Annotated in this window: 12 protein-coding genes; 8 read left to right on the top strand and 4 right to left on the bottom strand. The window is 60.5% G+C overall.

The genetic code is table 11. From position 1 onward, the window contains the following. Positions 1 to 144: 144 nt before the first annotated feature. From HHL24_RS19065 to HHL24_RS19100, 8 genes are all read left to right on the top strand, one after another. Positions 145 to 1,278, top strand: a complete 1,134-nt coding sequence (locus HHL24_RS19065; protein ID WP_169486977.1) for a DegT/DnrJ/EryC1/StrS family aminotransferase — start codon at positions 145 to 147, stop codon at positions 1,276 to 1,278. Then, positions 1,268 to 1,981 carry a WbqC family protein gene (locus tag HHL24_RS19070; protein WP_169486978.1) on the top strand — a complete coding sequence of 238 codons (714 nt, stop codon included), beginning with the start codon at positions 1,268 to 1,270 and terminating at the stop codon, positions 1,979 to 1,981. The genes HHL24_RS19065 and HHL24_RS19070 overlap by 11 nt, the downstream gene beginning before the upstream one ends. Continuing rightward, positions 1,974 to 2,606: a class I SAM-dependent methyltransferase gene (locus tag HHL24_RS19075; protein ID WP_169486979.1), complete on the top strand. Its 633-nt coding sequence runs from the start codon at positions 1,974 to 1,976 to the stop codon at positions 2,604 to 2,606. The genes HHL24_RS19070 and HHL24_RS19075 overlap by 8 nt, the downstream gene beginning before the upstream one ends. Continuing rightward, positions 2,606 to 3,265, top strand: coding sequence for an acetyltransferase (locus HHL24_RS19080; protein WP_169486980.1), 660 nt, complete (start codon positions 2,606 to 2,608; stop codon positions 3,263 to 3,265). The genes HHL24_RS19075 and HHL24_RS19080 overlap by 1 nt, the downstream gene beginning before the upstream one ends. Before the next feature lie 9 nt (positions 3,266 to 3,274). Further along, positions 3,275 to 4,225 carry a glycoside hydrolase family protein gene (locus tag HHL24_RS19085; protein WP_169486981.1) on the top strand — a complete coding sequence of 317 codons (951 nt, stop codon included), beginning with the start codon at positions 3,275 to 3,277 and terminating at the stop codon, positions 4,223 to 4,225. A gap of 12 nt (positions 4,226 to 4,237) precedes the next feature. Beyond that, on the top strand, positions 4,238 to 4,945 hold the full coding sequence (locus HHL24_RS19090) for a phytanoyl-CoA dioxygenase family protein (RefSeq protein WP_169486982.1): 708 nt from the start codon (positions 4,238 to 4,240) through the stop codon (positions 4,943 to 4,945). 111 nt (positions 4,946 to 5,056) lie between these two features. Continuing rightward, positions 5,057 to 5,896, top strand: a complete 840-nt coding sequence (locus HHL24_RS19095; RefSeq protein WP_169486983.1) for a phytanoyl-CoA dioxygenase family protein — start codon at positions 5,057 to 5,059, stop codon at positions 5,894 to 5,896. Between the two features lie 296 nt (positions 5,897 to 6,192). After that, complete coding sequence (locus HHL24_RS19100; RefSeq protein ID WP_169486984.1) at positions 6,193 to 6,975, top strand: FkbM family methyltransferase; 783 nt, start codon at positions 6,193 to 6,195, stop codon at positions 6,973 to 6,975. A gap of 141 nt (positions 6,976 to 7,116) precedes the next feature. On the opposite strand, the gene HHL24_RS19105 is transcribed toward HHL24_RS19100, so the two are convergent. The 4 genes from HHL24_RS19105 to HHL24_RS19120 all read right to left on the bottom strand — a co-directional run bounded on the left by HHL24_RS19105 (position 7,117) and on the right by HHL24_RS19120 (position 13,512). Next, complete coding sequence (locus HHL24_RS19105) at positions 7,117 to 9,489, bottom strand: carbohydrate-binding family V/XII (RefSeq protein ID WP_169486985.1); 2,373 nt, start codon at positions 9,487 to 9,489, stop codon at positions 7,117 to 7,119. A 254-nt stretch (positions 9,490 to 9,743) separates the two neighbouring features. Next, complete coding sequence (locus HHL24_RS19110; RefSeq protein ID WP_169486986.1) at positions 9,744 to 10,946, bottom strand: BamA/TamA family outer membrane protein; 1,203 nt, start codon at positions 10,944 to 10,946, stop codon at positions 9,744 to 9,746. A 6-nt stretch (positions 10,947 to 10,952) separates the two neighbouring features. Then, positions 10,953 to 11,924: a SphA family protein gene (locus HHL24_RS19115; protein ID WP_169486987.1), complete on the bottom strand. Its 972-nt coding sequence runs from the start codon at positions 11,922 to 11,924 to the stop codon at positions 10,953 to 10,955. Between the two features lie 100 nt (positions 11,925 to 12,024). Then, on the bottom strand, positions 12,025 to 13,512 hold the full coding sequence (locus HHL24_RS19120) for a DUF1254 domain-containing protein (RefSeq protein WP_169486988.1): 1,488 nt from the start codon (positions 13,510 to 13,512) through the stop codon (positions 12,025 to 12,027). Positions 13,513 to 13,523: the final 11 nt, after the last annotated feature.

Here is a 13,523-nt window from a genome sequence, read left to right on the forward strand (position 1 = left end):
GGCCGATCGAACGCGCGTAGCCGGTGGCACACTAGTTCTCGAAGTCCGGCGTGTGGCCAACAGAGCGATAGCCTGAATCGGTCCGCACGGCGAACGACGATACGTTCGCAACATTGGCTATCGAGTGCCGAAAGGAAGGCTCCCATGGACAACAAGCTGGTTCCCGTCACGCAGCCCTACCTGCCGCCGCTGGACGAATTCCTTCCGTATCTGGAGCAGATCTGGGAGCGCAAATGGGTGACAAATAACGGGCCGTTCCACGAGATGCTCGAGGCGCAGTTGTGCGAATACCTCGGGGTCGAGCATCTGTCGCTGTTCTCGAACGGCACGCTCGCGCTCATTACCGCGCTGCAGGCGATGAAGATCACGGGCGAGGTGATCACCACGCCGTTCAGCTTCGTCGCGACGACACATGCGCTGCACTGGAACGGCATCACCCCCGTTTTCGCCGATATCGATCCGGACACGATGAACATCGATCCGACGAAGATCGAAGCCGCCATCACGCCGAAGACCACCGCGATCCTGCCGGTCCACGTGTACGGCAATCCCTGCGCGGTCGAGGAGATCGAACGCATCGCCGACAACTACGGTCTGCGCGTCCTCTACGACGCTGCGCACGCGTTTGGCGTCAAGCGCCACGGCCGCTCGGTGCTCGAATTCGGCGATATGTCGGTGCTGAGCTTTCACGGCACCAAGGTGTTCAATACTTTCGAGGGCGGCGCGATCATTTGCCGCGACGCGAAGACCAAGCGCCGCATCGACCACCTGAAGAACTTCGGCTTCGTCGACGAAGTGACCGTGGTCGGACCGGGCATCAACGGTAAGATGAACGAGGTCCAGGCTGCGTTCGGTCTGCTGCAACTGAAGCACATCGACCATATCCTTGCCGAGCGCGCGAGAATCAACGAGCGCTACCGGCTCGCGTTCCAGAATGTCAAAGGCCTGCGCATGCTCGACGTGCCTCCGTACTGCACGCGCAACTACTCTTACGTGCCGCTGCGCATCGAGCGCGAGTTCCCGGTTAGCCGCGATGCGCTGTACGACGAAATGCGCGCCCAAAAGATCGCGGCGCGGCGCTACTTCTATCCGCTGATCAGCGAGTTCCCGACGTATCGCGGCCTGCCTTCGGCGTCGCAGGCGAACCTGCCGGTCGCAACCGAAATCTCGCGCCAAGTGCTTTGCTTGCCGATTTTTCCGGGGCTTGCTATGCGCACGCAGGACAAGATCATCGATATCGTGCTCGCCGCCGCAGGACTGCAACAATATGCGAGCTGAGCGTCGGCTTGCGATCATGCAGCCTTACTTCTTTCCTTATCTCGGCTACTTCCAGCTGATGGCCGAAGTCGACGCGTTCGTCATATTTGATGACGTCAACTTCATCAACCGCGGCTGGATCAATCGTAACCGGATCAACATCAACGGCGCGCCGCACCTGATCACCGTCCCATTGAAGCAGGCGAGCCAGAACAAGCTGATCTGCGAAATCAGCGTGAACAACGATCTGTTATGGCGCGACAAGCTTCTCAAGACCATTCGCCAGGCTTATTCGCGCGCCCCGCAGTTCGCGCGCGTGTTCCCGCTAGTCGAAAGGATCGTCCGCCATCCGGCCGCCAATCTGGCCGACTATCTGCGCCACGGCCTAGTCAATCTGCGCGATTTTCTGGGCCTTGGAACGGAAATCATCGGCTCGTCGCGACGGTACGAAAACTCGAACCTGACGGCGCAGTCACGGATCGTTGACATCTGCTTGCGGGAGCACATAGGCATCTATGTGAATGCAATCGGCGGCAGGGAGCTCTATGAAAACGCTGCTTTCGAGCTGGCCGGCGTGAAACTGCAGTTCCTGCAGCCGGCATTGCCGCTGTACGACCAATCCGGAGCCGAGTTCATGCCCGGCCTGTCGATCATCGACGTGCTGATGTGCAACGACGACCGGACCGTCGCGAACATGTTGAAAAGCGGACGCTGCGATGACTGACACCTACCATACGATCATCCGCCACTACGAAGACTGCCTCGGGAAATTCGGCGATTCGCACCGCGGCGTCGATTGGCCCAACGAAGCCGATGCCGCGACGCGCTACCAGGTCATGCTGGGGCTCATCAAGCCGTCGGCGACGGAACAAACGCTGCTCGATTTTGGGTGCGGTGCTTCGCACCTGTATCAATACATGCTTGAACACAACGTAACGGGGCTGCGATATGCCGGACTCGATGCATCCTCCGCGTTCTGTGATCTGTCAGCGCGAAAGTATCCGCAGAATCCGTACCTGTGTGTCGACGTTTTGTGCGAACCCGAGCGGGTCGGCGAGTTCGACTACATCGTGATGAACGGCGTGTTCACCGAAAAGCGCGGACTCTCGTTCGACGACATGTTCGACTACTTCAAGGAGGTCTTGCGGATCGTGTTCCGCAAAGCTCGGCGCGGCATCGCATTCAATGTGATGTCTAAGCAAGTCGATTGGGAGCGCGCGGACCTGTTCCACCTTCCGATCAGCAGTCTGACCGACTTCCTCGCGAAGGAGCTGTCTCGTCACTATGTCGTGAGAAACGACTATGGTCTGTACGAGTACACCACCTATGTGCACAAGGAGCATAGCTAATGGATAACGTGCTCATCTTCGGCTTGCATGACTATGCAGAGCTTGCTCACTACTATATTGAACACGATTCGCCGCACCACGTCGCGGCGTTTTGCGTCCACCGCGCGTACATGCCGGCAAACGGCCAGTTCAAGGGGGTCAAGGTCGTCGCCTACGAAGACGTGGCTGAAGCATACCCGGCTTCCGACTTCCATTTCTTCGCGCCGATGTCGCCGAAGCACATGAATGCCGATCGCGAGCGCATCTTCCGCGACATCAAGGAAAAGGGTTACCGGATGATCAGCTACGTCAGCTCGAAAGCGACGACTTTCGGCAACGAAATCGGCGAGAACTGTTTCATCCTCGAGGACAACACGATTCAGCCTTTCACGCGAATCGGCAACAACGTCGTGCTGTGGAGCGGCAATCATATCGGCCACCACGGCTGCATTCACGACCACGTAACGATGACGTCGCACGTCGTGATGTCCGGCCACTGTGAGATCGGCGCATATAGCTTTCTCGGCGTAAACGCAACGTTGCGTGACGGCATCACGATCGGCGAGGGCAGCTTCATCGCGATGGCGTCAGCGATCGTGAAGAACACGGAGCCATGGTCCGTCTACAAGGGCAATCCCGCGCAAAAGCTCTCGATGTCGAGCAAGGACCTGAAGGTCTAGGAGTCGTCGATGTCGGCCATTCGCTGGGAAAAACGCGGCCTGATCTATACGGTCGACAAACGGGTGCCGTGGGCCCGTTCGCACGCGCAAATTCCGACCTTCGCCGGTCTGGATGACGGCGCGCTGAAGATCTTGTTCAGCAGTCGCGACGACAAGAATCGCAGCCTGATCGCAAAGCTGAAGGTTCGCGGCGACGCGCCGAACGAGGTCATTTCGGTGCAATCCGATCCCGTGCTGCCGCTCGGCTTGCCTGGAACCTTCGACGATTATGGAATGATGCCGTCCTCCGTCGTCGAGCACGGCGGCGCGCAGTACCTCTATTACATTGGCTGGAACGTGCGCAACACGGTTCCATATCACAACTCCGTCGGCCTTGCGATTAGCGAGAACGGCGGCGAAAGCTACCGGCGGCTGTTCGAAGGCCCGATCATGGATCGTACAGCCAAAGAACCGTACTTCTGCGCCACGACGTGCGTGCGCATCGAAAACGGCATCTGGCGGAACTGGTACCTGTCGTGCACAGGCTGGGAGCACATCGACGGCAAGGCGGAGCCGCGCTATCACCTCAAATACGCGGAGTCGCGCGACGGCATACATTGGGAACGCCGTGGCACGATCGCTATCGATTACGCCAACCCTGAAGAAGGCGGCATCGTCCGTGCATCAGTCTACAAGGACGGCGCGATATACCGGATGTGGTACTGCTACCGCAGCCATGCGGGCTACCGCGAAAACCGGGCGAACAGTTATCGCATTGGGTACGCGGAGTCTTCTGACGGCATCGAATGGCGCCGATTGGATGAGCTTGCGGGAATCGACACTAGCGCGACGGGTTGGGATTCGTTCATGGTCGCTTATCCGGAAGTCGTCAGCGTGGACGGCCATTTGTACCTCTTTTACAACGGCAACGGTTTCGGGGCCAGCGGCTTCGGATATGCCGAGGCCATCCGCGAAGAATAGATGGAGAGCGGAATGCAAATTATCGCCGGAAACTTCGAGAAGCAGGGCTTCCTGATTGCCTCCTCAGCCGACGTGCAGGCGTCGATGCGATCGATCCGGGCCAAGTTCGAAACCCGGTTCCTGGTCAGGTTCCGCGATGATCCGCTGCGCAATCGCAACGTCATCAAACTGCTCGCCGAAGACATTGCGGTGAAGCGTTTCTTTTGCTCCGCGGATATCGTGGGCGTGTTGAACGATCCCCTGAAAATCGAGGACCCGGTGCAAACCGGCCCCATCGTCACGCACTACACGGCAAGCGACGCGACGGGCAATAGCTACGGCCTTCCGTATCACCAGGATTGGCCGAGCATGGGCACCTCGACGAGAGGTGTGATCGCGTGGACCTCAATCACCGACATTGGCCAGAGCGGACCCGGCTTGCGCATTATTCCAGGCAGTCATCTCCACGGCCTTTGGCCCGGCATGCAGACGGATACCGGATATGTGCTAAACCAGCAGGAGATTGACGGCTTCCAGGATGTGGAGATCGAAGCCGGGCAGATCCTCTTCATGTCGCCGTTCCTTGTTCACAAAACCAGAACGTCCCCCAGTAGCGACTGGAAGCTGTCGCTGTCCTGCCGGTTCGATGATTTTGAATGCAGGGACTGGGACCGGCGCAATTTCGTCAGTGCGTACCGAACCACCGTCGATCGACAGGTCTACCTCGCTGGTCTCCGATGACTAAACCGTCGCGCAGCAAATAGAGCACACGGCCTGATTCAACCTCCATCGCCCAGACATTGCACGCAGACGCCGCTGCCTCGAAACCATCATCGAACACGCGAATCCATCATGAATCAATCCGCAGATCTGCATCTCAGGGCGCTTGCCGATACGGGATATACGGTCCTCACCCAAGCCGTCTCACGTCACGAGGTCGAGACTCTTCTGTCCGACATGCGGCGCCTGAATACCATAAGGACGCAAGCTGAGCAGATCGACCAGCCATTTCTGAATCGTGGTCACGACACGATTTACAACGTCCAGCGCGAGGACGTGCGCTTTACGCGGATCTTCACGAGTAACCCGCTCGTCATGACGATCCTTCGCGGCTTGCTTAACGATTCCTGGTATCGACAGATTCCGCAGGAGCAGCCGAATTTCATTTTGCGCTCGCTGTCGGGACGTAGTAGCGGCGCGGGCGCGATGCCGTTGCATATCGACTCGTTCGTCCCGAGCAACGGCAAGTACTGTATCGCCTGCCAGGTTGCTGTAATCCTCGAGGACCAGACGCCGGAGCGCGGTTGCACGGTGGTTGTGCCTGGATCGCATCGGTCAGACGACTATGCCGACCAGTCTGCGATAGCCAACGCCGTACCGATTCAGACGCGAGCCGGCGATATCGTCATCTGGGATAGCCGTCTCTGGCACGGTGCCCTTGGCAACACGACGGGATCCAGCCGTTGGTCGCTTATTGCTACCTTTGTCCGTTGGTGGATGAAGCAGAATTTCGACATTACCGGAACATTGCCGGAGCGCATTTACGAAGTTCTCACCGACGATGAGAAAGCCGTCCTAGGTTATTGCTCCCTGCCTCCGCGAGATGAAATGGAGCGGCCTGACATGAAGACGGGACATGATCAATTGAAGAGCACGGTGGCCGCCTATCGCAGCGGCAAGGTTGGAGCATGAAAAACCCGGGGCCGCGTCGATGTACGGCGACCTTTTTGGAGATTCCAGCCCCGTTTCCGCCGCCAACGTTATACGGGGCTGTCAATCGATGACTGACCGTTGCGACCGAAAACGTAGAATCGAATTGCGGCCTCTTACGGTACCTTTTCGCAGTTTGAAGACGGTCACCGCTCTGTAGAATTGCTGAAATATCCGATGAATCGCGCACGGACGCTCAATGACCGCCTCGAGGCGCGCGACGGGGGCAAATCGTCATTCCGCAAAATCGAACTGCATTCTCCTAAGGCATTGAGTCAATGAAAACCTGGAAGCATGTCCCCGTTGAAAGCCTGGTGAGCCCGGAAGTCTTGGCGCAGGCAGAGGCATTCGATCTGGGCAAATACTGCTACGACACTGAGGTTCGCGGCCTGAGCCTTCGCTGGCTTGCGCTTAACAAAAGGCTTCTGTGGATGGCCGCCGGCATCGAACAGATCGAACCCGAGCTGCTGGACTGGATCGACCGCATCCCCAAGTCTTCCGTGTATTACGATTTTGGCGCTAGCAACGGGATATACGCGCTCTACGCGGCCAAACGAAATCTTAACGTTGTTGCCGTCGAGCCGGATCCTTCGAACTATTTCCTGCTGTCCTGGAACGCCTTTCTCAATCGCGGCGACGACATCGACATTTCGGCATTCAATGTCGCGGTGTCGGACCGGTTCGCAGCGGGCAAACTGTATATTCACAAAATGGAGTTGGGCACGCACGAGAAGATCGTGGATGCGCCGCTGGCAGTGTCCGGTGAAGCCTTTGTCCCGCAACACGTGCATGCGATCCAGTTAGTGCACTTCGACAAGTGGGTTACCCAGCTCGGCCTGCCCAAACCCGAGTACGTCAAGATAGACGTGGACGGTCACGAAGTGCCCGCGATCAACGGTGCGATGGAATCGCTGCGCGGTTGCAAAGAGGTCTTCATCGAGATCGAAGACACACGACTGGATGAATTGGGCAGCATGTTCCGCCGACTCGGCTTTGGGATGGTCGCCAAGCATCAGGTCCAGAAATACGAGAGCCTCTGGAACTGCATTTTCGCTCGTTGACCGCGACACATGGGCGTCAGGACCGTCACTCATTCTTCGACTGCCAGGCTCGCGTTTCAGGGCGGCGGGAATGCTAAGTCGCCCAGAAACGATCTGGCGTGCGCGCAACAGCGGTTGTCGCACGCTACGCCTGCCCCAACGTCACCGCCTGAACCTCCCGCCCCCCCCACCAAACCGCCGCCCCGGCTGAAACTGCCCGCTCGCCCGAGCATTCCCAAGATCATGCCCCTGCCTGAGCGAGTCGAGTCGTTGGGTCTGACTCGCGTTCGGCTGCACCGGCTGCCAGCCGCCGGCGCTACGCTGCTCCCAGCCGCCGCCCTGATCATGCCGGTAGACATTGCCGTCGCTGCCCGCATAGACGTTACCGTTATTCCACGCAACCGCGTGCCCCGTGTCCTTGTTGCCCACGATGCCTTTCGTGCCCGCCTGGTGATCGCCTGAGTACGCATTGCCGGTCACGCCCGCTTCAGCGGCGCCGTAGCGCCCCGTCTGCGCGTTGTAGCCCGCGCGCTGCCGACCCGCCGCATAATCGCCGGTGCCTTCATTGCCCACCACGCCGCCGCGCGCCACCCCGCTGCGTCCCGTCGACGGATTGCTGAACGAGTCTTGTCGCCCGGCTGCGAAGTTACCGTTGTAGGCATTCTCGACCGCGCCTCGGCTCGCCTGGAAGTGACCGCCGGTGTACGGATTGAAACCGGACGCCGCCGACCCTGCCCAGCTATTGCCTGTCCAGCCGTTCCAGCCGCTCGCGTGGGTCACGGTGCCCTGCCCCCAGCGGCCGTAGATATTGGCCTGGTTGACGTTCGCGTATTGCCAGCTCCACGGGCCACCGCCCCAATACGGTCCCCAGTATGGCGACGGCGCGCCCCACGTGGCGCCGATCGCAAAGCCGAAGGCGAAGCCCACCGTCGTGCCGAGCGCGAAGCCCGCGCCGTAGCCATACGTAGCCGGATAGCCGTAATAGACGTCGCCGACATACGGCGCATACACATACCCGGTGCCATACACGACGGTGCCGTCCGCATTGACGACCACGCCCATATAGCCCGGCGTATAACCGACTACCACCGTATCCGGCGTCGCCGAATAGACGTGAACGTAGGTCACGTAATGCACGGGCGACGCCGCCGGAATCGTATAGATCGCCGCCGGCACGGTATCGGCAACATGCCACGGTCCACCCGCCGCGCTCGCCGTGAACCAGATTCCGTTGGCGACAGCAAAGAATTGGGAAGGCGCTGTCTGGATCACCGGCGTCGCGGTGTTCACCGCATACGAGAGCGAAGTACCGGCGATACCGACGAACTTCGGCGCGCCGTCATAGACGACCTGCAAGGTGGTGGTCTTGCGCGACACGGTCGCCGTCTGCGGGATGGTTGCAGCGATCGCTGCCTCTTTCGCCTGCGGCGTCCCCGGCACGGAGACGAGCGCGTTCGCATGCGCGTCGTCGGCGGCGATCTTTGAGAAGTCGGCGGGCAGGCTCTTGCCGTCGACGAAGGTCCAGGGGCCGGAGAGGCTCGCTGCGCTGAACCAGCGGCCCGACAGCAGCAGGTAGTAATGGTTGTCGCGCGGCTCGACGAAGAGCGCGTGGTCGGCGTTGGTGACGGAGAGCAGATTCACGCCCTTCACCGGTTGCAGCGAAGGCTTGCCGTTCGTCACCACCAGTTCGGCCGGCTGCGCGGCAACCACTACGTCAGGCGCCTGCGCAGGCTTCTTGCCGTCGGCGGGCAACATCGGGTCGGACTTGAGATTCGTTTGCGCTTTGTTCGCCGCGGCGACCAGCTCATGCGGCGGCGCCGCGTTCAGATGCCACGGACCGTCGAGCGCTGTCGCCTCGTACCAGTAGCCCGCAGCATTCAGATGCAACGTGCCGCTTGCGTCTTTGAGCAGCATCGCGCGCGTGTTGATCAGGCGTTGATAGTGTGTGTCGCCGAGCGCACGCCAGTTCGGTTCGCCGTCAACCAGCACGAGCAACGTGGGCCGTTCGGCAAAGATGATGTTGGGTACGTTGTTCTGCACCGCGAGCCCGGGTTCGCCGCCTTCGTGGGTGCTGGCATAACTGGCCTGCAGTTGTTCAAGCGAGGTGATGAGACCGTCTTGCGGAATCCGCGCCTGCAAGGCCGTTTTCACCCCGGCGGCGGCACCCGGCGTAGCCGGCATATCGACCTGGTCGAAGACGATGTCGAGCAATTGCACCGTCGAACTGGGTTTGTCGACTTCAGCGCGCGCCGTGAAATGAGCAACGCCGTAGTTCGGCGTAGCGCTCTTCGCACCGACCGCGAAAGCCGCACGACCCTCGATCCGGTTGCCCTGCCACACTTCCACCTGCGGTTGATACAGCTCGATGCGCTGCTCGGCACTATCGAAATCGCGCGGCCACGCGGTTGGAACGGGTTGCAGTGCGGGTTGCACCGCTGCGGCGGCGAGCGCTTGAGCGGGCGTAGCAAGTGTCACCGCCAGCGACGTGCAGACGCCGGCGAGCAACAGCAAGGATTGCTTCATCGTGGTTTTCATAATGCACGGTCCTTCAGCATAAACATCGGTGAATCGGAAACCGTCAGCGCGGGCGGCTCGCTATACGCCGTCCGCGCCCTCTGCAATGCAGACTGTTACGGCGTCGCGATGTTGAACATCGGATTAAAGCTGAACGAGGCGAACCCATCCTCGCTCATGGTCAGCGTGGCGTCCGCATTCGGCAGCATCAACGGATACCGGGCAGAAAAGCCGTCTCCTTGTGAACCTCGATCGGGCAACGCCGATCGTTCGGGTCAACGCCACGCGCTGCCCACCTGCACATAAAACGCGTTCTGTCCTGGCCCATGCGCGACGTCGATACCCATCGTCACGCCGAGCTTGCGAGCAATCAGATAGCGAAAACCTGTGCCGAAGCCGAACGCGGTGGGCGCATCCGAAAACGAATGCAGATGACCATAGGCTTTACCGACACCACCGAATCCGAGCACCGACCAGCGCGGCGTGACGTTCCAGCGGATTTCGGCTTCCGCTGTGAGCTGGTTGTTGTCCTGGAACTTCGCATCGGACACACCGCGCAACGACACATACGGCTGCGCGAAAAACGGAATGTTTCCTTGCGAGAAACCGGTGTCGGCACGCAGGCCGAGCACCCAGCTCTTCGACAGCGGAATCCACTGATAGCCGCGTGCGGTCTGCTCCTGAAAGTTGGTGGAGCTGCCGAGGCCGCCGCGCGCGAGGTCCGCTTCGAGCTCGGCATAGGTGCCGCTCGACGGATAGAACATGTTGTCGCGCGTGTCGTAGTCGACCACCACGCCGCCCTTCGCAACACGCTGATCTTTCTCGAACTGATGAATACCTTCCGGAATGATCGGACCGAAACGCGTGCTCGCGTCGAAGAAGGTATAGCGCGGGCCGATATACCAGTGACTATTGCCGAGCCTGAACAACACCTGCTGCACGAGTGCGATGCCGTCGAGCTGATAGGCGCGTGGTTGATTCAGGATGCCGTAATAGTTCAGATGCAGTCCAACCTTGCCGATTACGCCGAGATAGCGGATGTGGTCATCGTCCCATGTGTGGAAGTGCATCAGTCCCGCGCCCCAGCTATGCGTGCCGGTCGCGAAGCCGCCGAGGCCGGTGATGTTCGGCGGCGCTTTCGAATCGTCGGGCGCATCGGCGCTTTTCTTCGGCAGCGAGAAATAGAGCAGGCCGAGGCCCACGCCGTAGCCGACCGCGGGCTCGGTGATCAGCGTCGGCACCGGTAACACGCCGCGATGCGTCAGCAGCAGATTGCTCAGATCGAATGCGCCGTCTTCGGGATCGGTGAATTTCGACTGCGCGTGCCCGTGGACCGGCAACAACAGCAACGCCGCGACCACCGCCGAGGCGCGCAGGCCGCGGCTGCGGGGTGTTTCGACCTCGACGGGCGAAACAGCGTCGACCTCGGCGTCGACGGAATTCGGCTTACGCAAACCACAACGGATCACCAAACGCATGCTCCGTTATTGGAAGGTGGCACTGAGCGACAGCTCGACTGCATTACCCTTCGGCCGGTTGCTGACGTTGAACTCGTTGACCCAACGCAGCGATGCCGACACCGGCGTCTTCTGAACCTTGCCCGACCACGTGACCATCGGCCCGATACCCACCGAATGCCCCTGGTTGCCCCCGGTGACATCGGCCAGACCGCCGCTGTCGTGACCGAGTTGCTGGATATAACCGCCCACGACGCCCACGCCCCAGCCGCTGCCGAAGCGCTTAAGCGCCAGCAGATCGAGCACGCTGACCGGCGCGTTGTGATAGTGCGTGTCGTTGTTCGGCGTGTAGAACTCGACGCCGTAGTTCAACGACAGCTCGATCTCTTCTTTCGGGAACAGCTTCGTGTAGGCGACCGTCGGCGTGAAGGTCCACGTGTTCTGGCCGGCATTGGCAAGCCGGCTCGTGCTGTACGCGCCGGTCGGCGCATAGATCTGCACACTCAGCGCGATGTGGTCGGTCTTGGTCAGGTGATAGCCGGCCACGACCGGCGTGAAGAAGAGATCAGCAAACTGAGTGTTGTGGTCGTTCGGCAAGTGGCCGTGAAACGACGACACGTCGGTGTACTGGATCGGCACGCCAAACGAAGAAGCGAAGTTCCAGCCGCCTGCGGTAATACCCCAGGTCTTGACCGCGTTCACGAGCGTGTACACGATCGAATAGTCGAGGCCGGCGGTGACGGTACCGGCAATCGGGATCGTCTTGCTCGCCCCGAGTGAGCCCTCGTAATAAATCGTGTTGGCCGACACGATCCAATCGCTGGTGGGCGGCACCACGCCTGCATAGGGTGAGACCTGCATACCGGTGATCGGCCTGCCGATGCCAGTTTCAGTAGCCCACCCTTGCTGGGAGACACCCAGGCCGGCGGTAGTAAGAAGCGCACCCGTGCACAACCTGGTGAGCGACCGGCTTGCGAACAAACGGTTGGGGCGACTCATAGTCATCCTCATGAAAACAGATTTCCGCATTTTCACTCTGCGGACCAAGGTGTGAACGAAGTGCGGCGCCAAACCGCACCGGCGAACGACGGTGTGGCCCTCACGGCTGGCGTACAACCGGCGGCGGCGTCCAGCTGCCGTCGAGCGCCGGCTGTTGCGGCCAATAGGCGCGTACATAAAGCGAAAACGCTTCATTGGCCGGCGCCGGCAGCCAGTTGGCGAGTTTGTCGTCGCCGGGGCTCGTGTTCTGCACGTAGAGCGTCAACGAACCGTCGGCATTGAACTTCAGGTTCTTGTTCTTGGTGCCGAGCGAGTAGCGGTGCTGCTCGTTCGGCGAAAAGAAGTGATGCGCGTTGTACAGCGTCAGCGACCAGAACCCTTTGACCGGCGGCAAACTGTCTTTAGCAAACGTCACCGTGTAGTGCGCGTTGCCGTCGAGACGCTGACCGGATGCGTCGGCATCGGCGTAGAAATACTTGGTCTCGTTAGGCTTGTTGACGAAGATGTTCGATTTCGCCACCGCCGTGCGCGTGAAGTAGTCCGTGCCGAATGCGGCGCCGTTGCTGATGGTGTTCCAATTGGCCGGTAGCCGCTTGCCGAAGGTGTTGAAGTTGAACAGTGGCGTGACCAGATCCGCCTCGGCCTTGGCCGCTTCATCGACGATTGCGGTCTTGATCGCCGGATCTTTCTGCGCTGCCGCGATCAGCGCACGCGCCTGCGCGTAGAGCGCTTCTTCGCCGCGTTGCGGCGGCGTCGCGTCGAGCACCGTGGGCAGTTCGTCCCAGAACCGGTTTGGATCGACCCATTTGATCTCTTCGGCGTTGCCGCCCGCGCCACCACCGGCCGGACCGAAGCTCGGCAGTTTCGACCAGTCGGTCTCCTTGACCTTGCCGTCGTACTCGGCAAGCGGATACAGGCCAACCTTCGCGATCACCGTCTGCACCGCCACCCGATCTTCAGGTGTGTCGTCCATGAAAACGCGCGGGATGAAGCTGCCGACGCCGGTCGACGAGCGGAACACCTGGCGGATGCCCTTCGGCACCTGGCCGTGCCAGTCAGGACCTGCTAACAGATAGAAGCCCGGACGCGTGCCGTACATCTTGCCGAGACTCGCGAAGCCGTCGGTACGCAGATCGACGGCCTGATAGACCCAGAAGCGTTTGCCGAAATCGGGCACCTGCACGACCACCGGCGTCTGGTTCAGATCAAGAATCGCGGACCCGTAGACCACATCCTGATTCGGACACGCGACAAATCGCTCCTGCGGCTCGATATAGTCGCGCAGCATCGACAGGTGATTGGGCGGCGCGACCGGCACGATGCCGCCGTTCAGACCCGGCTGCGGCACCTGCTTCATCGCCAGCAGACGGCCGTAGACGTTCACCATCGGCCACGCCCAGAAGTAGGTCTGGCGCGCCACCAGCCGTGCGTATTCTTCAGAGATCGCGTAGCCGGCCACGGGACCCGGCGCGGACGGCGCGGTGGCCGTCGTATGAGCCGGCTGGTCCTGCTGCGTCTTCGCCAGAATGGGGGCGGCGACGGACGCCAGCACGGCAGCGGTGACCCATGTCGCGGTTTTCTTATTCATATTGTTCTCCG

This window comes from Paraburkholderia polaris, assembly GCF_012927345.1.
Taxonomy (GTDB): Bacteria; Pseudomonadota; Gammaproteobacteria; order Burkholderiales; family Burkholderiaceae; genus Paraburkholderia; species Paraburkholderia polaris.

What these genes read in the sequence shown, in the direction of transcription:
- HHL24_RS19095 (WP_169486983.1), top strand. Translation starts at nt 5,057, where the DNA reads ATGAATCAATCCGCAGATCTGCATCTCAGGGCGCTTGCCGATACGGGA.
- HHL24_RS19110 (WP_169486986.1), bottom strand. Translation starts at nt 10,946, where the DNA reads ATGCGTTTGGTGATCCGTTGTGGTTTGCGTAAGCCGAATTCCGTCGAC.
- HHL24_RS19090 (WP_169486982.1), top strand. Translation starts at nt 4,238, where the DNA reads ATGCAAATTATCGCCGGAAACTTCGAGAAGCAGGGCTTCCTGATTGCC.
- HHL24_RS19115 (WP_169486987.1), bottom strand. Translation starts at nt 11,924, where the DNA reads ATGAGTCGCCCCAACCGTTTGTTCGCAAGCCGGTCGCTCACCAGGTTG.
- HHL24_RS19105 (WP_169486985.1), bottom strand. Translation starts at nt 9,489, where the DNA reads ATGAAAACCACGATGAAGCAATCCTTGCTGTTGCTCGCCGGCGTCTGC.
- HHL24_RS19085 (WP_169486981.1), top strand. Translation starts at nt 3,275, where the DNA reads ATGTCGGCCATTCGCTGGGAAAAACGCGGCCTGATCTATACGGTCGAC.
- HHL24_RS19075 (WP_169486979.1), top strand. Translation starts at nt 1,974, where the DNA reads ATGACTGACACCTACCATACGATCATCCGCCACTACGAAGACTGCCTC.
- HHL24_RS19080 (WP_169486980.1), top strand. Translation starts at nt 2,606, where the DNA reads ATGGATAACGTGCTCATCTTCGGCTTGCATGACTATGCAGAGCTTGCT.
- HHL24_RS19100 (WP_169486984.1), top strand. Translation starts at nt 6,193, where the DNA reads ATGAAAACCTGGAAGCATGTCCCCGTTGAAAGCCTGGTGAGCCCGGAA.
- HHL24_RS19070 (WP_169486978.1), top strand. Translation starts at nt 1,268, where the DNA reads ATGCGAGCTGAGCGTCGGCTTGCGATCATGCAGCCTTACTTCTTTCCT.
- HHL24_RS19065 (WP_169486977.1), top strand. Translation starts at nt 145, where the DNA reads ATGGACAACAAGCTGGTTCCCGTCACGCAGCCCTACCTGCCGCCGCTG.
- HHL24_RS19120 (WP_169486988.1), bottom strand. Translation starts at nt 13,512, where the DNA reads ATGAATAAGAAAACCGCGACATGGGTCACCGCTGCCGTGCTGGCGTCC.